13 protein-coding genes are annotated in these 19,128 nt (G+C 62.4%); 9 read left to right on the plus strand and 4 right to left on the minus strand.

Features of this window, described 5'->3' with window-relative positions; all coding sequences use genetic code 11:
• Positions 1-140: 140 nt before the first annotated feature.
• Positions 141-1,034: a hypothetical protein gene (locus tag P0D62_RS07900; protein ID WP_275702089.1), complete on the minus strand. Its 894-nt coding sequence runs from the start codon at positions 1,032-1,034 to the stop codon at positions 141-143.
• An 18-nt stretch (positions 1,035-1,052) separates the two neighbouring features.
• On the opposite strand from P0D62_RS07900, the gene P0D62_RS07905 reads away from it, so the two are divergent.
• Complete coding sequence (locus P0D62_RS07905) at positions 1,053-2,408, plus strand: DEAD/DEAH box helicase (protein WP_275702090.1); 1,356 nt, start codon at positions 1,053-1,055, stop codon at positions 2,406-2,408.
• A gap of 112 nt (positions 2,409-2,520) precedes the next feature.
• Here the strand turns inward: P0D62_RS07905 and P0D62_RS07910 are convergent, their stop codons facing one another.
• The 3 genes from P0D62_RS07910 to P0D62_RS07920 all read right to left on the minus strand — a co-directional run bounded on the left by P0D62_RS07910 (position 2,521) and on the right by P0D62_RS07920 (position 7,296).
• A complete protein-coding gene (locus P0D62_RS07910; RefSeq protein WP_275702091.1) occupies positions 2,521-3,183 on the minus strand; it encodes a response regulator transcription factor in 663 nt (220 codons plus the stop codon).
• Positions 3,184-4,299 (minus strand): sensor histidine kinase, encoded by a 1,116-nt coding sequence (locus P0D62_RS07915; protein WP_275702092.1) that lies wholly within the window; start codon positions 4,297-4,299, stop codon positions 3,184-3,186. It lies immediately after the preceding gene.
• A gap of 423 nt (positions 4,300-4,722) precedes the next feature.
• On the minus strand, positions 4,723-7,296 hold the full coding sequence (locus P0D62_RS07920) for a hypothetical protein (protein ID WP_275702093.1): 2,574 nt from the start codon (positions 7,294-7,296) through the stop codon (positions 4,723-4,725).
• Positions 7,297-7,573: 277 nt separating this feature from the next.
• On the opposite strand from P0D62_RS07920, the gene P0D62_RS07925 reads away from it, so the two are divergent.
• The 8 genes from P0D62_RS07925 to P0D62_RS07960 all read left to right on the plus strand — a co-directional run bounded on the left by P0D62_RS07925 (position 7,574) and on the right by P0D62_RS07960 (position 19,111).
• Positions 7,574-14,068: an RHS repeat-associated core domain-containing protein gene (locus P0D62_RS07925; RefSeq protein WP_275702094.1), complete on the plus strand. Its 6,495-nt coding sequence runs from the start codon at positions 7,574-7,576 to the stop codon at positions 14,066-14,068.
• 12 nt (positions 14,069-14,080) lie between these two features.
• Complete coding sequence (locus tag P0D62_RS07930; protein WP_275702095.1) at positions 14,081-14,350, plus strand: hypothetical protein; 270 nt, start codon at positions 14,081-14,083, stop codon at positions 14,348-14,350.
• Positions 14,351-14,649: 299 nt separating this feature from the next.
• Positions 14,650-15,036 (plus strand): hypothetical protein, encoded by a 387-nt coding sequence (locus P0D62_RS07935; protein ID WP_275702096.1) that lies wholly within the window; start codon positions 14,650-14,652, stop codon positions 15,034-15,036.
• A gap of 89 nt (positions 15,037-15,125) precedes the next feature.
• Positions 15,126-15,776, plus strand: a complete 651-nt coding sequence (locus P0D62_RS07940) for a polymorphic toxin-type HINT domain-containing protein (RefSeq protein WP_275702097.1) — start codon at positions 15,126-15,128, stop codon at positions 15,774-15,776.
• Positions 15,777-15,812: 36 nt separating this feature from the next.
• On the plus strand, positions 15,813-16,376 hold the full coding sequence (locus tag P0D62_RS07945) for a hypothetical protein (RefSeq protein ID WP_275702098.1): 564 nt from the start codon (positions 15,813-15,815) through the stop codon (positions 16,374-16,376).
• A 184-nt stretch (positions 16,377-16,560) separates the two neighbouring features.
• On the plus strand, positions 16,561-17,319 hold the full coding sequence (locus P0D62_RS07950; RefSeq protein WP_275702099.1) for a hypothetical protein: 759 nt from the start codon (positions 16,561-16,563) through the stop codon (positions 17,317-17,319).
• Between the two features lie 754 nt (positions 17,320-18,073).
• The gene (locus tag P0D62_RS07955) at positions 18,074-18,541 is read left to right on the plus strand and encodes an Imm26 family immunity protein (RefSeq protein ID WP_275702100.1); all 468 of its coding nucleotides are present in this window, start codon (positions 18,074-18,076) and stop codon (positions 18,539-18,541) included.
• A gap of 54 nt (positions 18,542-18,595) precedes the next feature.
• Positions 18,596-19,111 carry a hypothetical protein gene (locus P0D62_RS07960; protein WP_275702101.1) on the plus strand — a complete coding sequence of 172 codons (516 nt, stop codon included), beginning with the start codon at positions 18,596-18,598 and terminating at the stop codon, positions 19,109-19,111.
• Positions 19,112-19,128 lie beyond the last annotated feature (17 nt).

The raw sequence follows: 19,128 nt of genomic DNA on the forward strand, positions 1-19,128 counted from the left end.
CGAGTACACCTCGCCGCCAGGGCTCGGAGCCTTCAAGGCTCCCAGCGGATGGACACCAGATCCAACCGCCCAGGTGCCGGGCCATCTCTTATAACAAGATGCCGCATCCCGGCGAGTAATTGCCCCACCGGAGATCCCACTCATACACAGGGACTCCTTTGTCCACAGGTAAGGACCATCACGTTATGGCAGATAAGCGCGCCCCCAAGTCTTTCAAGTCCGACGGCACCCCCAAGAAGCGGTGGAGCTCCGAGCAGCGTGCGGCGAAGGGCCACGGCCCCCGTACCCGCGGTGGCCAGCCTCGCAACGGCGAGCCGCGGAACCGCGCCGAGCGTCGTCAGCTGCAGTTCGCCGAGTACCGCCCCGAGCGCGACCAGGACAGCAACCGCCGCGACGGCGATGCCGAGCGTCGCCCGCAGCGTCGTGATTTCGACAATCGCGCCGGCGGCTCCCGTGGCCGCGACGACCGCTTCGAGGATCGCGGCGGCTCCCGTCGTGGCGATCGCGATCAGCGCGACTTCGGTCGCCAGGATGACCGTCGTGGCGGCCGCGACTTCGAGCGCCGCGACGACCGCGAGGGCTTCCGTCCCCGCGGTGAGCGTTCCTTCGAGCGTCGCGAGGGTTTCCAGGACCGTCGCAGCTTCGATCGTCGTGACGACCGGGGCGGCTACGGCCGTCGCGACCGTGACGATCGCGGTTTCGGTGGCCGCAACGACCGCCCGTTCGAGCGCCGGGACCGCGACGACCGTGGTTTCGAGCGTCGTGATCGCGATGATCGTGGTTTCGGTGGTCGCCGTGAGGATCGTGGCTTCGAGCGCCGCGACGACCGCGAGGGCTTCCGTCCCCGTGGTGAGCGTTCCTTCGAGCGTCGTGACCGTGACGATCGCGGGTTCGGCCGTCGCGATGACCGTGGCGGGTTCGGCCGTCGCGATCGGGATGATCGCGGCTTCGGTGGTCGCCGGGATGATCGTGGGTTCGGTGGCCGCAACGACCGTGGCGGCTTCGACCGCCGCGACGACCGCGACTTCAACCACGACGCCGAAGCCGACCAGATGAGCTGGACCGCCACCGAGGTGGATGTCGAAGGCGTGGAGACCCCGGAGGACTCCGGCTTCGCCGAGCTGGGCGTCAACCCCGCTCTGGTCAAGGTGCTCGCGAAGCAGGGCATCACCCAGCCCTTCCCCATCCAGCGCGCCACCCTCACCGACGCCCTCGCCGGGCGCGACGTGCTGGGACGCGGCCGCACCGGTTCCGGCAAGACGTTGGGCTTCGGCCTGCCGCTGCTGACCCGCCTGGCCGAGGGCGAGCCGGTTGGCTCCCCGCGCGCCGTCATCCTGTCGCCCACCCGCGAGCTCGCCCTGCAGATCGCCGACGTGCTGTCGCCGCTGGCGAAGTCGGTGGGCCTCGACATCACGCTGGTCGCCGGCGGCATGTCGTATGGCCCCCAGCTGAAGGCCTTCGAGCGCGGCGTCGACATCGTCGTGGCCACCCCCGGTCGCCTGATCGACCTGATCGAGCAGGGTGCCGCCGACCTCAGCCAGGTGCAGATCAGCGTCCTCGACGAGGCCGATCACATGGCCGAGATGGGCTTCACCCAGGAGGTCACCTCGATCCTCGACGCCACCCCCGAGGGCGGGCAGCGCCTGCTGTTCTCCGCCACGCTGGACCACGCCGTCGATCGCCTGGTGAAGCAGTACCTCAACGACCCGGTCACGCACGAGGTCGACCCCAACAAGGGCTCGGTCACCACGATGCGCCACCAGGCGCTGCTGCTGAAGCCGCACCACAAGAACGAGGTCACCGCCGCCATCGCCAACCGCGGCGGCAAGACCCTGCTGTTCGCCCGCACCCAGATGGGCGCCGACCGCATCGCCGGCCAGCTCCGTGACGCCGGCGTGATGGCCGGTGCGCTGCACGGCGGCCTCACCCAGGGCGCTCGCAAGCGCGTGCTGGAGGCCTTCAAGGCCGACGAGGTGCCCGTGCTGGTGGCCACCGACGTGGCGGCTCGCGGCATCCACGTCGACGACGTGGGCCTGGTGCTGCAGATCGATCCGCCTCGTGATTCCAAGGACTACCTGCACCGCTCCGGTCGCACCGCTCGCGCGGGCAGCGACGGCGTAGTGGTCTCCATCGTGCTGCCGCACCAGCGTCGCACGATGAAGCGGATCATGGATCAGGCCGGCGTCGACAACTACCAGCTCGAGGTGGATCCCGCCTCGGAGGAGCTGACCGAGCTGACCGGTGCCCGCGTGCCCGAGGCCGAGCCGATCGCCGAGGAGGACTACCTCCGCGTGATCGCTCCCAAGCCGCAGCAGCGTCGTCGTCCCCAGGGCGGTGGCCATGGCGGTCGTGGTGGACACGGCGGTCGCGGAGGCTTCCGCGGCCAGCGTCGCCCCCGCCAGTACTGAGTAGTCGCTTTCCGAGACGAGGCCCGTCCTTTTCGCCGTGTTCGCCACGGTGAAAGGGGCGGGCCTTGTCCTTTGCGCTCTTAGCGCTCAGGGTCCTTTGCGCTCTTAGCGCTCAGGCCTTCTGGGCACGGGAGAGTGGCTCGGGTGCGCGAGTGGCGTCGTAGAGCCAGTTCATCAGGCCACGTTGGTCCTTGACGCCGGCGCGCCGGAACATCTTCGAGAGTCGCTTCTTCACGCCAGATTCGCTGAAGTGGATGGCGGCGGCCATTTCTTCGATCGTGGCGTTGGTGCGCATGAGACGGATCAGAGTTCGGTCCGGCTCTGTGGGAGCGACGTGGGCGGCCCGCTGGGGGTCAATGATGGCCAGTTGATCGAGATGCTGGCGCAACGCAGCAGTCAGGATGCGGCTGCCGACGCTGTACCCGGCGAAGGCTGCTTGAACGGCGACGGGGATCGAGAGTGAGTCGGCGGTCTTGTCTATGAAGCCGTCGGCGCCGTTGTGGAAGGCGTCCAGCACATAGGCCCCTGGGAAGGAGGTCATCAGGATGATCTTTGCTGGGTGTTTGCGTTCGCGTAGGTTCCGACATACTTCGATGCCGGAGATTCCCGGGAGCTGGACGTCGACCAACCACACGTCGACGTTCTCCTGGGCTGCGATAGCGGTCTCCCCGGTTTCGGCGATGGTGGCCACTTGGATGCCGTCGGTTTCGCGAAGTAGCGCGATGATCCCACGCAAGGTGGTCTTGTCGTCTTCGCAGATCCCCACCCTGATCACCTAGACCACCTCCGCGCCGCTGATGATGCTGCTCGTCCGGCGGGGAAGCGAGGCGGTGCAGAGCCATCCGTCGCCTTGGCGTGCGGAATGGACGATGCCGCCAACGAGTTCCGCGTGCCTCTCCATACCGGCCAGACCGAGAGTTAGGGGTGCCGACGTCCGGGATCGCTTTGTCCGATTGCGCACGGTGACCTCCAGCGTGTCATTGTTCTGGGCGACGGTGACATGACAGGGCGCCGTCTTGTCGGCGTGTTTCGCCACATTGTGCAGGGCTTCGCTGATCACCCGACTGACGACCAGATCCAGGTCTGGAGAAAGCCCATTGAGGACGGCCGTGGCGTCGCCGGCGAGGTTCACCTCGATGCCGACCGCCCTCAGTTCTCGGATGCCGGCGCCGAGGGCGTCTATCGCCTTCGGCGCGGAGAATGAGACGGCTGAGTGTGCCTGCTGAAGCGTGTCCGTCACGCTCCGGAGAGCGGTGCTCGCTTGTTTGAGGCGGGCGACCGCCTCTCCCAAGATCTCGGGGTCCGAGAGGTCTGCCGGTGTCGCCGCTTCGGCTCGCAGGAGCAGGGCCGTGAGGTTCCGGCCGACGAAGTCGTGGATGTCCACGGCCATCTGCACCTGTCGTGCGGTGTACTCCCGTGTCACTCGCTCGGCCTCCAACCGCGCGATCCAACGGAACCCCAGTCCGATGAGCCACGCGACCAGTAGGACTGCGGCGTCAGAAATGATGGGAGCTAGGTAGCCGTGGACCTCGCTGGCTCTACGAAGCGTTGTGACGATGAACGACGTGCCGAAGACGGCAGTCCCGATCAAAGAGCTTCGCCAGAGACCCTGCCTGATACAGGCCACGAGTGCGCAGAGGGCGATGTAGTGGCTCATGCCAGCGCCCACAGGATCGATGATGAAGCCGGTAGCGATGACCGTCACCATGATTCCGAGGCCGACAGTGGGCCGCAGAACTGTGACCAGAAGGGCCAGCAGTGAAGCAAAATCAATCAGTAGTACCGGGCCGGGGGCCCTTCCTTGTGCCCATCCTATGAGGGAGAGAGTCATCCAAGCTGTGCCCACGGCGAACTCAATTCCGCCTCGTGTAAAGAGCTTTCTGATAAGCACGGCTCATCATAGTACGGCCGATACTCAGACGTGCGCCCGGTCGGTTTGCAGCACCTAAGATTGGCTGACTGCGACATCCGTATACCTGCGTACCCGTAGGGTACTTGAGTACCCGAAGTGAGTGGCTACTCGCGGCGCGATGTCAAATGCGGCACCATTCCTGCATGCGTACGATCATCTTGACCTTTATTTCGGTTGCTTGCTTTTGGCCTGTGACGGCGGTGGCGTCGGACCTGCCTCTTGACACTGACACGGCGGCCCCAGGGCCCTGCGATATGGCGCCTTGGCTTCCGGGATGTTGGTGAGTTGCTCCAGTTGCGGTTCAGCAGCCGAAAGTAGTCCGCGAGAGTAATGGGCACGCCTCGCTCGCGAGGCCCAGAGTGAAACCGTCGGGGCGGGGCGAATGCCCCGCCCCGACGATCGTCATCCTTGCTTGATCAAGCGCAGGGCGTCCAGGCTGAAGGTGGTTCCTCCTCCGGTACCTGCTCCTGCTGAGATCAGCGTCAGGGTGTGGGCGCCAGCAGTGAGTTGTAGTGGCACCGGAAGGTACTCAGCGGCGCTCAACGTGCCCGAGCTGACGTGAAGATTCACCACGATCGGCTCGACCGTCTCGCCACCCCACGGGATAGTGGGATCGGGTGCCACGAGGGGAACGGTTTGCCCGTCGACCTCGAACTGCACCTTGCCACGGTTGGAGGCCTTCACCATGAGCGGCTCAAGTGACCACTGGCCCGTGCTCGGCACGTTGAACGTGACCGAGTAGCGCTTGCCCACTGCGGGGCTCTGCGCCAGGAGCTGTGAGCCGTTGGAGAGGTAGGACTGGTTCTCGACGGTCCAGGTACCGCCTCCGGGCTCGGTGATGCCCTTGGTCTCCATCTCTTGGTAGCTGGTATCGGTAGCCGATCGGATGAAGCTGTATCCCGTGCTTGCGGCGCTGGCGTTGCCGGCTTCGTCGAGGGCTTTCACGGTCAGGGTCTTCTCGCCGGTGACGGCTGCCGGCAGATTGAGCGTCGCGGTGCCGTTGCTGGCCTTGATATATCCGCTCGTACCGCTCTCGTTGGTCGCCGTGCTGCAGTTCTTGCCGCTGAGGGAGGGAACGACTGACGTGTCAAAGGAGTAGGCGAATCCGGCGATCCGGCTGTCGCCGCTGACCGAGAGCGTGAACTTCCCGCTCTGGCGGTCTCCCACGACAGTGACGGGAGCACCGCTACCGGCTGTGTATCCCCGCGGGTGGGTGAAGGAGCCGATCGTTGCGGCTGTCGGCGCTTGAGTGTCGATCGTGAATGCGACTGCCGAACTCCAGGCGCTCGTCGCACCGGTGTTGTCGCTGGGGTTGCTAACGGTGCGTGCGCGGAAGCGATAGTTACCGTCCGCAAGGTCTGTCGAAGGCTTCCAGGTCGCTGCGACGCCATGGGTGGAGGTGTCGGAACCGATGGCGCCAACCTGGGTGTCGCTTGTGGCTTTGAGGATCTGGAACTCGATCTTGAGCGGGATCGGCTCGTTGGGGTTGTACTCGGTTCCGGTTGCGCTGAAGGTGGGGCGCTTGTCGCGGGCGTAGAGGGTGCTACCGCACTTGAGGTTGTTGGATATGCCGAGCGCCGTCGGTACGCCGACGGGGAAGGAGTACTTCACCGTGAGCGACGGGTCGTTGTCGAAACGCTTCCAGTGGTAGGGGTCGCTTTCCTCGGGGGATTTGAGGCCGAACCAGACGCTGCTGTAGTCGGAGTAGTCCTGGATATAGTCAGCGATCTTCGAGGAACTGAACTGGACGCTGCCGGTGCCGCTCTTGGCCTTTGTGTCCAGAAGGCTGCCGATCGGCCCGGGCCACTCCGTGTCCTTGGTCAGCGAACCGGACTTGTGCAGTTCCACGTCCGTCGCAGCTCCGGAACCGTTGTGCACCTGGACGGCCGTGACTTTTGCTGAGTGAATGATTGCGCTCTTGCCGCTGCTGTCGTTGAGTGCCTTGATGCTGAAGTTGAAGTAGGAGCGGGCCTTGTAATAAGGCGAGCAGCCAGCCCACGCGCAGTATCCGACGCGAAGATCCTGTCCGCTGGTGTTGTAGTAGGTGGAGCCGGTGCTGCGTACGACGGCGAAGTTGAGGCGGGATGGTCCGATGGATGGGTCGATGTATACGGGGAAGACGACATCGTCGCCGGTCAGGCTCTCCTCCGGTGGAGTGAGAGTGAGGACCGTCTCGTGCTTCGTCACGCGGTCGGCCTCGATGTCGACCTCGGTGAGGGCTTCACCCGCGATCAGCGCGCTGGCTTCGGGGCCGACGCCGCGGACAGGAGCGGCGTCCCACATCAGGGGCGCCGGTGAGACGAAGACGGCGTCGCCATCTGCATCCACTGCTTCGGTGCTGCCGTCGGGACGGTGGGTGAAGCTGAGCGAGGGCGAGGACACCGTGAAGTCGATAGTGGCGAGGGCAGGGTTGGCAGCTGCTTCTGCGTCTTTGACGACGAGCACTTCGGAGTAACTCTCAGCGCCTACCTGCACGACGAGATCCACGCCGGGCAGCACTTCGGGGTAGGTCAGCACATCCTGGTCGATCAGTGGCTCTGGCAGGACGAACGGGGAGCGGAGGATGACCTTCCCGTCCTCTGTCTCGGAGGTCGCCAGGACATCGTCTCCACCTGAGCTGAAGGACATGTCAACAGAAGTACGAGCGGGCTCGATTCGTCCGCCATCTCCTTCGGTGAGGGAGGTGTCAACAGGGAGCCACTCGCCGTCCTCTTCTACCCGAACCGGCATGGTGTGGGAGGTGAGAGTGAAGGTGCGATCAGGGTTGGCCAGCACCTCTTCGGTCTCGTTGGTCAGCTCGTCGACGACCACGGGCTCGCCACTGGATGCAGCCTCGTTCAATGCATCTTGAAGTACTTGTGCCGGCCCGGGGTCTGGGGGATCGGCTTGGGCGAGTGTTCCGGTCATCCATGGTGCGATGAGTCCGATGCCGAGCGCTGCCGCCGCAACGTGGCGTGCGGCGAACCGTTTTGTCATTGTGTTTCCTTTTCTCGCGGAAGGTTGAGTCCCGCGGTCTGTGCATGAATCGGCTCGGCTAACCCCCGTTTCCCGTGGCCGAAGAGGCCCTCTAGGCCGCGGTAAGTCTCTTGGCAGATGCCGCTTTCTGTCCTGGAGTTCGGCATTTCGGGTACCTGGGTACCTACTTCCTCGATCACTCAGATTTCAGTGACGTCGCGCTGTTACGTTCTCCGCAGCCTGAGGCGACGCACGGCGTGTGTTTGCGGAAAAGGCGCGGTGAGAAGTGGAGCAAACGATGACGCTGCAGGGTTTCCGACGGATTCGGGCGAGCCTGGTCGCTATAGCGGTCTGTGCTGCGTTGGTGGTCACGACGGCGCCGACGAGTCGGGCGGATGAGACCAAGGAGAGGCCGCCTGCAGACTGGGCGCCGAAGCCTCAAGTGTGGAAGCCGCTCCGGGCCGAGGATGACCCGGAGGCGAAGGAGGCGGTCGGGAAGCAGCCCGATCCGCTGGTACCGGTAGCACCGGAGTGGCCGGAGCCTGAGACTGTTCAGGTTGACGGGCAGGAAGCGGCACAAGGCCTGGATGTTGGGGGTCTGCCCATCGAAGTGAGCACCGCCGAAGGCGCCGAGGTCGAGAGCCCCCAGGTGGAGGTTGTCGATCGGGAGACGGCCGAAGAGCTGGGTGTCGATGGTGTCGTCGTCGCTGTCACCACGCCCCAGAAGGACGCCGAACTGGAGGTGAGTCTGGGGTACGAGGACTTTGCGGAAGCCGGGGGAGCAGGTTTCGGTGAGCGGCTGCGGATGGTGTCGCTTCCAGCCTGCGCGCTGACCACGCCCGAGCTTCCCGAGTGCCAAGTGCAGTCTCCTGTGCCCAGCAGCAACGATCCCGTCACCCAGACCGTGACCGGCGAACTAGACCTGCAGAACGCTAAGCCTGTCGAGTCCGAGGGCGCCTCTGAGGATGCAGCCAGCCCGTCGGCGGAGCCTGAGGGTGCGTCCGAGGATGCGGTCAAGCCGTCAGTGGCACCCATGGTCTTGTCCGTTGTTGCGTTGGCGGCAGGTCCGTCGGGGTCGAGTGGCTCGTTTGAGGCCTCGTCTCTGGCGCCGTCGTCGAAGTGGGGCGTGTCCGGGGGAACGGGCGCGTTCACATGGTCGTATCCGCTGATCACGCCGCCGGCGGGCAATCAGAGCGAGGTTGGGCCGGATATCGCGCTGTCGTACAACTCCGCTGCGGTGGATGGCCGCATCGCTTCTAGCAACAACCAGCCTGGCTGGATCGGGCAAGGCTGGAGCTACGAGCCGGGCTACATCGAGCGCTCCTATGTGACCTGTGCCGACGACCCTGAGGGCAAGGCCCCGAAGCGGCAGGACTTGTGTTGGCAGGGCGAGGTGTTGAACTTGTCGCTGGGAGCCAACTCGTCGACTCTGATCAAGGACGACGCGACGGGAACGTGGCATCCGCAGGAGGACAACGGCACTAAGGTCGAACGTCTCACGAGCACGACGAACGGGAACGGTGCACGCGACGGCGAGTACTGGCGCGTCACGATGCCCGACGGCATGGTCTACGAGTTCGGGAGGAACTACGGCCCTGGGCGCACTGACCAGGTGGCGACGAACTCTACGTGGACGGTTCCGGTCTACGGGGCTCAGTCCGGTGATCCGTGCTACTCGTCGTCGGGGTTTGCATCGTCGCGCTGCGTGCAGGGCTGGCGTTGGAACCTCGACTACGTCGAGGACGTCAACGGAAACGCCGCGATGTACTACTACGAGAAGGAAACCAACTACTACAACGCCAACCAGGGCACGGCATTGGTGTCGTACACGCGGGGTGGCTATCTCAAGCGGATCGAGTACGGCCTCACAAAGGTTGATAACTCGGTGTACGGAAGTGGCGCGACGGCAAAGGTGGAGTTCACCACCGAGGAGCGTTGTATCAAGACGGGGTCGTTCGATTGCGCAACGGGCTCGTTCACCGCCGCGAACGCGCAACACTGGCCCGACACCCCGCAGGACCAGGCATGCGCGTCCAGCGGAACGTGTAACAACTGGGCGCCCACCTTCTGGTCGCGTAAGCGTCTGACCAAGATCGAGATGTTCGCGGGGCCCTCTGGTTCGTTGAAGAAGCTGGACGGCTACGCACTGGATCAGTCCTACCCCGACAACGGCGACAAAGCGTTGTGGCTGAAGTCGATCACGCACACCGGGTACACCGAATCGGGTACCGCGGTGGCCGAGCCTCCGGTTACGTTCAATGGCACGCTCATGGACAACCGCGTGGATGGTCACCTGTCCATGGCACCGATGCTGATGTGGCGGATCGCCTCGATCATCAGTGAGAACGGCAAGGTGACCCAGGTCACCTACTCATCCAAGGACTGCACCTCCTCAAGCCTGCCCGACACCAACGCGCTGCAGAGCAACACGAAGCGCTGTTTCCCTGTGAAGTGGACGCCGGTGGGGCACACCACACCAGTGGTGGACTTCTTCCATAAGTACGTCGTCAACTCTGTGCGTGAACTCGATCCGGCCGGTGTGTCACCCACACAGCTGACCACGTACACCTACGTCGGGCATCCCGCATGGCATTTCGACGACAACGAGCTCACCAAGGCATCCAACCGCACCTACGGCCAGTTCCGCGGCTATCAGCAGGTCGAGACCCGCACCGGCGACCCGGCCGTGAACACGGTCAACGGAGCAGATGCGCAGACGTTGACCAAGACGTCGTATTTCCGTGGCATGCACGGTGACAAGTTGCCCTCCGGTACGCGCACGGTAAGCGTCACCAACTCCCTGGATGAATCGGCCACGGACTACGAGTACCTGAACGGGCAGGTCTATGAGGAGCAGACCTTCAACGGGACGGCGGTGCTGACCAAGACCCTCACGGAGTTCACCAAAGTCGCGACCACCGCGACCCATGCCCGGAAGGCGCTGCCGGATATTCATGCGGTGATCACGGCCCCCTCCCGGACGCGAACGATCTCCTCGATCGCGGCGGGAGGCTCCCACACGGTGACCGTTGCCACCAAGTACGACTCCCTTGGCCGGGCGACCGCCGTGACGGAAACCGCCGACGGGAAGCCGGCGGTGTGCACCACCACCAGCTACGCGGTCAACACCGGCCGCAACATCCTGCTTCTGCCTGCGCAGCAGAACCGCTATGCCGGCAGCTGCCCGGCCTCCGGCACTCCGACCGGTGAACTGCTGGACTCGCAGCGATACTTCTACGACGGCTCGAACACGCTGGGGCAGGTGCCTGGTGTAGGCAACATGACCAAGGGTCAGTCCGCAGTGAAGATGAACGGCTCCACGGTGGAGTACGCGACCACGGTCAATGCCTACGACTCGGTGGGTCGCGTCACCTCTGCCACCGAGTACACCAGCGCCAGCGACACCACGGGGCGGAAGTACACCACGACGTTCTCGCCGGCCTCCGGCCCGGTCACGTCCATGAAGACCACCAACCCGCTCGGCCAGTCGCAGACCCAGTACTTCGATCTGCGCGGTCGGCTCACCAAGGTGGTCTCGGTGGCCGGGCTGGTCAGTGAGGCCCAGTATGACGCGCTCGGCCGTGTGGTTGCGGTGTGGGAGCCCGGCTACCCCCGCACTGGCCCCGCGACGACGAAGTACACCTACACCGTCACCGCGAACGGCGTGGACTCGATCACTACACAGGAGGCGGTATCGTCCGGCTCGAGCATCACCTATGCCACCAGCATCCAGTTGTTCGACAAGTTCAGCCAGCTGGTGCAGGTGCAGGCCGATGCAGCCAATGGCGGTCGGGTGATCGACGACATGACCTACGACTCGCATGGCTGGGTCGTCAAGACCAACAACCACTGGTATGCGCTAGGCGCACCGCAGAGTTCGCTGGTGACCACTGCGGACTCGGGGATCGACTCCCGGACCGTCACGAAGTACGACAAGGCCGGTCGTCCCACGGAAGTGATCTCCTACAAGGGGCTCACGGAGACCCGACGCTCGAAGACCATCTACGGTGGCGACCGGATCACGCAGATTCCGCCCGCCGGCGGGACGACCACGCAGGCCGTGTTCGACTCCCTCGGCAACACTGTGGAACTGAAGCTCTACACCAGCGCGCCGACGATCAACGAGAACGTGGTGACGGGGGGAACCGCCACCACCACCAAGTACGAGCACGATCACGACGGTCAGATGATCAAGCTCACCGACCCGAAGAACGCGGTGTGGACCAACACCTACGACATGGCCGGTCGGCTCGTGGCTTCTACCGACCCCGACGCAGGGTCATCCAGCTTCGTCTACAACCACACGGGTGAGTTGCTCAGCTCGGTCGACGCGCGCGGTGTTCCCGGGACTGTCAACTACAGCTACGACGCTCTTGGACGTAAGACCCAGGTGAAGACGAAGTCGGGCACAACGGATGTCGTCCAGGGAGAGTGGGTCTACGACACGGTCAAGCCCGGCTTGCCCAGCAGCACCCGCACCTACCTACGAGGGAACTCGGCGAACGTCCTGGAAGAGAAGGTTCTGGGATACAACGAGTTCGGCTTGCCGACGAAGACCCAGACGGTGGTGCCGCAGAGCGAGGCGCAACTCGCCGGTACCTACACCACCGACCTGACCTATACGCCAACCGGCGGCGTCAAGACCGTCCAGTTGCCTGCCGCTGGTGGGCTGCCTGCCGAGACGCTCACCTATGGCTACAACGAGAAGGGCCTGCCGAGCGCGCTGACTGGCGCGAACAAGTACGTCACCAAGACGGTCTACGATCCGTTCGGCCAGACCTCGCAGGTCACGGGCCGGGAGGGCGACACGCTGGTGTGGTCCACCACGCGAGACCCGGAGACGCTGGCGGTCACCAGCTCGACGCTATCGGCGGCGTCCGCCCAACCTCAGGTGTCCAAGCATGCCTACACCTACGACAAGGTGGGCAAGATCACCCGGATCGACACCGGGCTCTATTACGGCACCAACGGGCAGCCGACGGTGCGCACGATGTGCTACAAGTTCGATCCCTTGCAGCGCATCACCGATGCCTGGGCAGCGAACGACAAGTGCGCTACGACCCCCACTCCCGCGGCGAACAGCCAAGTGGCCGGCGTGGTGCCCACGTGGCAATCGTGGACCTTCGATGAAGTCGGCAACCGGCTGACGGCGGCGGTGAACAAGCTGAGCGGGCCCTCGACCCTGCCGGCCAGTAGCACCAAGTACAACTACGGCACCACTGGGCACAAGAACGCGCTTACCAGCGATGTCGTCACGGCCAATGGGGTGGGCAAGACCACCTCGTACACCTATGACGCGGCGGGCAACACCCTCACCCGCGTGGCCAACGGCGTGACGCGGAACTACACCTGGAACGCCGACGGCTCCCTGTCCAAGATCACCCAGGGCTCCCAGACCAGTAGCTTCGTCTACACGGCCGACGGCAGCCAGGTGCTGCGCGCCGACGCGAAGGGCACCACCCTGTTCCTCCCGGGAATGGATCTTGTCAAGACCGGTACCACGGTCAAGGGCACGCGCTATTACCAGTACGACGGACAGACCATCGCCCAGCGCGGCCCTGATGGCCTGCGAGCAATGTTCGCTGACCAGGTGGGCTCCAGCCACACGACCGTGTTGTGGAGCAACTTGTCCAGCGTGACGCGGCGCTTCAGCGATCCGTACGGCAACGAGCTGGGTGTGATGTCGGGGCCATGGCCCAACGGACGCTCGTTCCTGGACAAACCGATCGATACCACCACTGGCCTGATCGATATGGGCGCCAGAAAGTACGACCCGCAACTGGGCCGTTTCATCTCCGTCGATCCGGTGCTCGATCCCTCGAATCCGCTCTCATTGAACGGCTATTCGTACACCAACGGTGATCCCGTCAACGACGCGGATCCCACCGGTGAATGGTCCTGGGGATCGGCGTGGCGTGCGGCGAAGAACTTTGCCGGCGGTGCCGCAAACTACTTCGTCAGGTCCGCTGTCGAGACGGTGCAGTTCGGGGCGACCGCAGTGATGTGGGCGTCGGGTCGTAAGTCGTGGTCGCAGGCGTCGCAGGCGTCTTCTCGTTGGGGTAACCGGGCGATGAGTAAGTATCGCAAGGTTGAGGATCGGTTGGGTATCAACCGGAACTCGCGGGCGTACAAGAACGGGTATACGGCGGCGAAGATCGCGGACACGGTGACGTCGGTGATTGCTCCGGCGAAGGGTGCTGCGCGGCTTGCGATGAAGCTCGGTGTGAAGGGCACGGCGAAGCTAGGGGTGAAGCAGGCTGGTCGGCAGGCGGTGAGCCAGGCGAGTTCTACTGGTGCGCGGCAGGTGCGTAACGCCACGGCGGTGTCGAGGAAGAGCACCACCTCGGTCGGGCGGGCTGTGAGTAACAGTGCCCCGGCCACCAAACGTGCGGCTGGGGTGGGTGGGGCCAAGTCCAGTCCTGTAGTTGCTGACCGGCGCTTTAGGGCCGCCGGGCCGACTGGTTCATCGGGAGGAGGAAAGGCGACAGAGTTCTACCGAGGCGCGAAGCAGGGGCAGGAGCCAAGCTTCCAACCAAGCCCTAGAGACTATAAGGTGAACAAGAGCACTGGTCGAGTCGAGCCTACTCACGGGGTTTCCGTGTTCGACAATCCCGAGAGCGTCAGCAACAGAGGTTTTGTTCCGCACCGTGTTGATCAGGATTCGGTTCCGCCGGAGCTTCGAATCATCCAGCGTGGGGTTGATCCTCATCACTTTGAAATAGTTCCCGTACCCGGGGTGAATCTCACGCCGGAGGAGTTCGCTAGTTGTCTCGTGCAAATCAAATGCGGCTGAGGAGTTTGTTCGATGTTTATGCTTCTTTTCCCGGAAGACTTTGATGACTTTGCTGCTTGGGAGGTCGAGTGTAAAGGCTTTTATTCGGGCGCGCGGGTTCGCGTCGGGAATGATGAGTTTCCGGTTACGTTTTACGATCCTGTTCGTCTTATGCAGGATCTAGAAGAAGAAGTGTCTCGCCACGACTGCTTCGCTGTGGGTCGGTTGATAGTTGTGACGCGATTAACGAGGGGTGCTATGGATGAGGCAGTATCTAATCTGAGTGACGACTTCTTTGCTTAGGAATCGTGCATGGTCGACGCGAACTAGTCGTGCTATCTGTTATATCCACTTGTAGTGGATGGGTCGGCTGACGGACAAGGTGCTGCGGTGGCTCGTTGTGGCGCCAACTTAAAGTGCGGGATCTTCCTACTGGGTGCAAATATCGGGACGTATCGTGAAGCCGCGTGGAGCTATATTTTGATATTGGAGGGTTTGTGATGCCTAGGTCCTATTACCGTTTGGGTGATTGGTTTGCCGTTCCGCTTCATGGAGTAGGTCTCTGGGTGGCAGGGATAGCAGTTCGAGGTCGAGGTTCCGTCGTGGCTGGATATTTCTTCGGGCCGCCGCGAGTCGAGGTTCCATCCCTCAATGATGTTGGGTTCTATCGTCCTGATGACGCGGTGTTAAGGGGTAAATTTGGATATCTTGGTCTGAAGGACGGAAGATGGCCGATTCTTGGCCGGTTGCCTGATTGGGATCCGGTGTTGTGGCCTATGCCGAGGTTCTTCAGGGGTGAGCCGATAACGGGTAGGGTGTTCGAGTCCTTTTTTGACGAGAAGAGCCCGAGTAGATTTCTGGGTGAGCGGCGCGCGAGCCCCGAGGAGGCTAAAGGTGGTGCTTCGGATGGGCTGATGGGCGCGGAGTATGTTGAGATTAAGCTGGCCAAGTTGCTTGGTGTTGAGTCGGCGGGTGGTGTGTCTCGCTGAAATGTATTTCTGGGGGATTCTTGTGGTCAAGTGGTTTTGGAGTGAGGGTTTTATAACTTCATAGAGATGTTGCCGTGTTGTGGCTATAGGTGTGCCCGTCTGGTGGCGGTCGAAAGCCGATCGATGAGGTCCAGGTCGGGGATCTTGTGGTCGCGACTGATCCTGAGACGGGTGAGCATGCTGCCAAGGTCGTCGAGGCGGTGTTTGTCCACGAGGACGAGGTCTACGGGCTGTCGATTGACGGTGAGACGATCGCGACGACGGAGGATCATCCGTTCTGGTCGGTGACGGATCAGCAGTTCGAGCAGGCTGATCAGCTAGCAGCAGCTGAGCAGGTACTGGCTGTCGACGGCACGCCGCTTGTCGTTACACGCCCGGTGTTCCGTACCGCGACGACTCGGGCGTTGGCGTATAACCTGACGGTGGGGGAGACCCACACGTATCATGTGGGTGAGACCCAAACCCTCGTCCACAACGATTGTGGACCAGACCTTGACGCGCTGGCTGCATCCGGCGGAGAGCCGGTGAAGAAGACGCTCACAAGGGCTGGTCATTCCTATCAAAAACATCGGGATCGTGGTCAACTTGCCCCAGTTGAGAACCGCGAACTCAACTCGGCCGGACTGTCGCTACTGGAGGACATCTTGACTGCTCCGGGGACGCGGGTTGTGACTAATCGGGGAGGGAACTTTGCCGGGAGGTATCTTTATTCGAAGCGATGGCATAGGTGCCACTGTTGACACGGAAGGGGTCTTTAAGTACTTTGGGAAATTTCGATGAGCGAGCTTAGTCCACCAGTAGTGCTGCGAAGCAGTGAATCTGTGATTATTGACTTAGTTCGACGATTGGCTGGGCGGTCGCTTTCTCGCGTGATCTATGCAGGAGCGGAATGCGAACAGATGCGAGAATCGAGTACGCCGCAAATTATTGATGAGGTCGATTTGGCGATGCGTCTCGACTTTGATGGGATGTGCCTGAGGGTAGACTGGGCGCGCTTGGGGTGGACAGAAGGCCTTGCTGTGCAACATGGTGAGAAGCTGCCGGAGGGCTGGGCAGCGGTGGAACAGCAACGCACGCGTTGCTGGCTGCCGGCCGCTGGTCGTGGGTTGATAGCCGTGCAATTGATTTGGCATTTCGCGAGCGACAGCGCGCTTGAGTCGCTTCTTGGTATGCAGTTTGACTTTCAAGGCGGGTTCAGCGTCCTGGTGGCCCTTGGTGAAGTTGACGAAGGTCTGCCAACTTATACGCCAGATTCACTCCTTGTGATGTTTGATCCCATCTCGAGGGGTGACTACCTGGATCCTCGTGCCGTTGATATTACGCGGATCCCTATGGGGTAAGCGGAGGTTGGTTCCGCTTGGCAACGTGGCGTGGCCGTCGTGGAATATCCAATTTCCTTTGGTGTCGGTGTTCATAACTTAATAATGGTGTTGGTGTGCTCTCGATTTCGCGGTGATGTGGGCGTCGGGTCGTAAGTCGTGGTCGCAGGCGTCGCAGGCGTCTTCTCGTTGGGGTAACCGGGCGATGAGTAAGTATCGCAAGGTTGAGGATCGGTTGGGTATCAACCGGAACTCGCGGGCGTACAAGAACGGGTATACGGCGGCGAAGATCGCGGACACGGTGACGTCGGTGATTGCTCCGGCGAAGGGTGCTGCGCGGCTTGCGATGAAGCTCGGTGTGAAGGGCACGGCGAAGCTAGGGGTGAAGCAGGCTGGTCGGCAGGCGGTGAGCCAGGCGAGTTCTACTGGTGCGCGGCAGGTGCGTAACGCCACGGCGGTGTCGAGGAAGAGCGTCACCTCGGTGGGGCGGGCTGTGAGTAACAGTGCCCCAACCACCAAACGCGCCGCCGGTGTGGGCAATTTTAGAGCTGCTTCCGCATCGGGGGGACGTGCGATTGAGAACTTGAAGCTCAGCGGAAGAAACGTGCTCGGGGCGCCAGGTGACCCGGCCATCGATGCGGCTCGGGGTGCGCGGAGGCAAGAAGGACACTTCGATGTTGTGGCTCACGGCACCCCTAGCTCGGTGTTTGACGATGTCGGAGGCAGCATGACGTCGGGAGAGCTTGCTAATGTCGTGCGGAGCACTCCCAGTTGGCAAAATCAACCGGTCCGGCTGCTTGCGTGTGAGACAGGGTGTACGAGTGGTACCTTTGCGCAAAATCTCGCTAACGATCTCGCGGTTCCGGTGCGGGCTCCCACTGCAAAGTTCTATGTGAATTCTCGGGGTAAGATAATCAACGACCCAGGCGGACGTTGGCTAGTCTACCTGCCCATCATCGACTGAAGGGATCGGTGTTCTATATGATGTTGATTCGTCTTGGCTACTGGCTCGGTGCGAATGAACCTGGTTGGCCGGATGTGAGGCCATTCGTTGATGAGACTTGGGATAGTCAGACTCGAACCGAGGTTGTTCTCCATTTGAGGCAGGGTGCTGTTGCGCGTCGCTATCTCGGCTACTCGGCGTGTAGAATCTGTGGTGAGCTAGTGGGCTCGCTTGAGCTGTCCGATGGAACATATATCTGGCCGGAGGGGTTAGCGCACTACGTCGGTCTGCATGGGGTTCGATTGCCGCAGACCTTCGTTGACCACGTGGAGGTGACGCGCGAAAAACTCGAAGCAGCCGAAGTGTCGGATGGCTGGTGGCGATCCCTCTCATCATGGAACGAAACGAGTATGTAGGTAACTCGATATTTGGGACAAATTGTGATCGCTATGACGTCAGCCCCCACGCGATGATCGCCGGGTGTCGCAAATTATTCTCTGCAAGTCAGATGTAGCTGGGAGGTGGGGGTGACGTGCATTTTGTCCTTCCTTCTGAGTTCGACCATTTTGTCGCTGGGGCCTACAGGTACGCCGAACAGTGCAGGGCTTGAAGAGGTATTGTATTATCGCCATCCATAGGCGATGGAAGTCAACGGCGGCTACAACCTCAAGCGCGCGATCTCGCCGGCGAATGCGAATATCGGGACGTATCGTGAAGCCGCGTGGAGCTATATTGTGATATTGGAGGGTTTGTGATACCTGGGTCCTATTATCGTGTGGGTGATTGGTTCGCTGTTCCCTTGTGGGGCGATGCTGGCTGGGCAGTCGGGGTGGTCGCGAGAGGGAGGGGGGCGGTTGTGGTTGGGTACTTCTTTGGTCCGCCAAGGACTGAGGTCCCCCGGTTGGAGGACGTGGCCGGGTATCGGCCCGAAGATGCGGTGCTCAGTGGAGCGTTTGGGTTTCTTGGGTTCAAAGGCGGCTCGTGGCGGATTCTTGGGAGGTTGCCTGATTGGGATCCGGTGTTGTGGCCTATGCCGAGGTTCTTCAGGGATGAACCGATAACGGGTAGGGTGTTCGAGTCCTTTTATAGCGAGAAGAGCCCGCGCAGGTTCCTGGGTGAGCGGCGCGTGAGTTCTGAGGAGGCTAAAGGTGGTGCGTCGGATGGGCTGATGGGCGCGGAGTATGTTGAGATTAAGCTGGCCAAGTTGCTTGGTGTTGAGTCGGCGGGTGGTGCTTCTCGCTGAGACCAGTTTCCAGGGGATCCTTGTGGTTGAGCTGAAGGTGAATAGGGTGTCTCCATGAGTGTCGTTAGCGAGACCTTTCTTCTGACGACGCACACCGTGCGGGATCTGGAGGACCTCGTCGCCCACCCCGAGAAGTATCTGCTGAGTATTTGGCGAGAGCTGAGGCGGTGCGCCGACATCTGGCGTGATCGAGCCACCAGACATCCGTTCGGCGGCGAGGGAGTCGTCTCGCTGCGCTACGACGGGCGGGAGCTGATCAGGCCGGATCTGTGGGACGACACGTCAGGAATCTGGCGCGCCCTGGTGGATGCGGTGGAGGGATTCCTCGCCGCAGGCGTCGGATCGGCCTGGTTTCCCGGTCAGCCGGTTCCGGTCCGGCTGGAGCGAAAGGGCCGTGACGGTGCCATGTTGACCATCGGCGAGGACCGATTCTTCGTCGATCCCCAGGCGCTGGTGCCGGGAGTTCTCGACGAGGCGGAGCAGTACTTCCTCTGGGTTCAGGAGTACGTGGGATCGAATGAGTCGGATGCTCTCGATCAGATCCGGCGCCTTCGTGGAGAGTCGGTCTAAGGCACTAGAGTTCCATC

The sequence above is a fragment of the Tessaracoccus caeni genome (assembly GCF_029211185.1).
Classification (GTDB): Bacteria; Actinomycetota; Actinomycetes; order Propionibacteriales; family Propionibacteriaceae; genus Arachnia; species Arachnia caeni.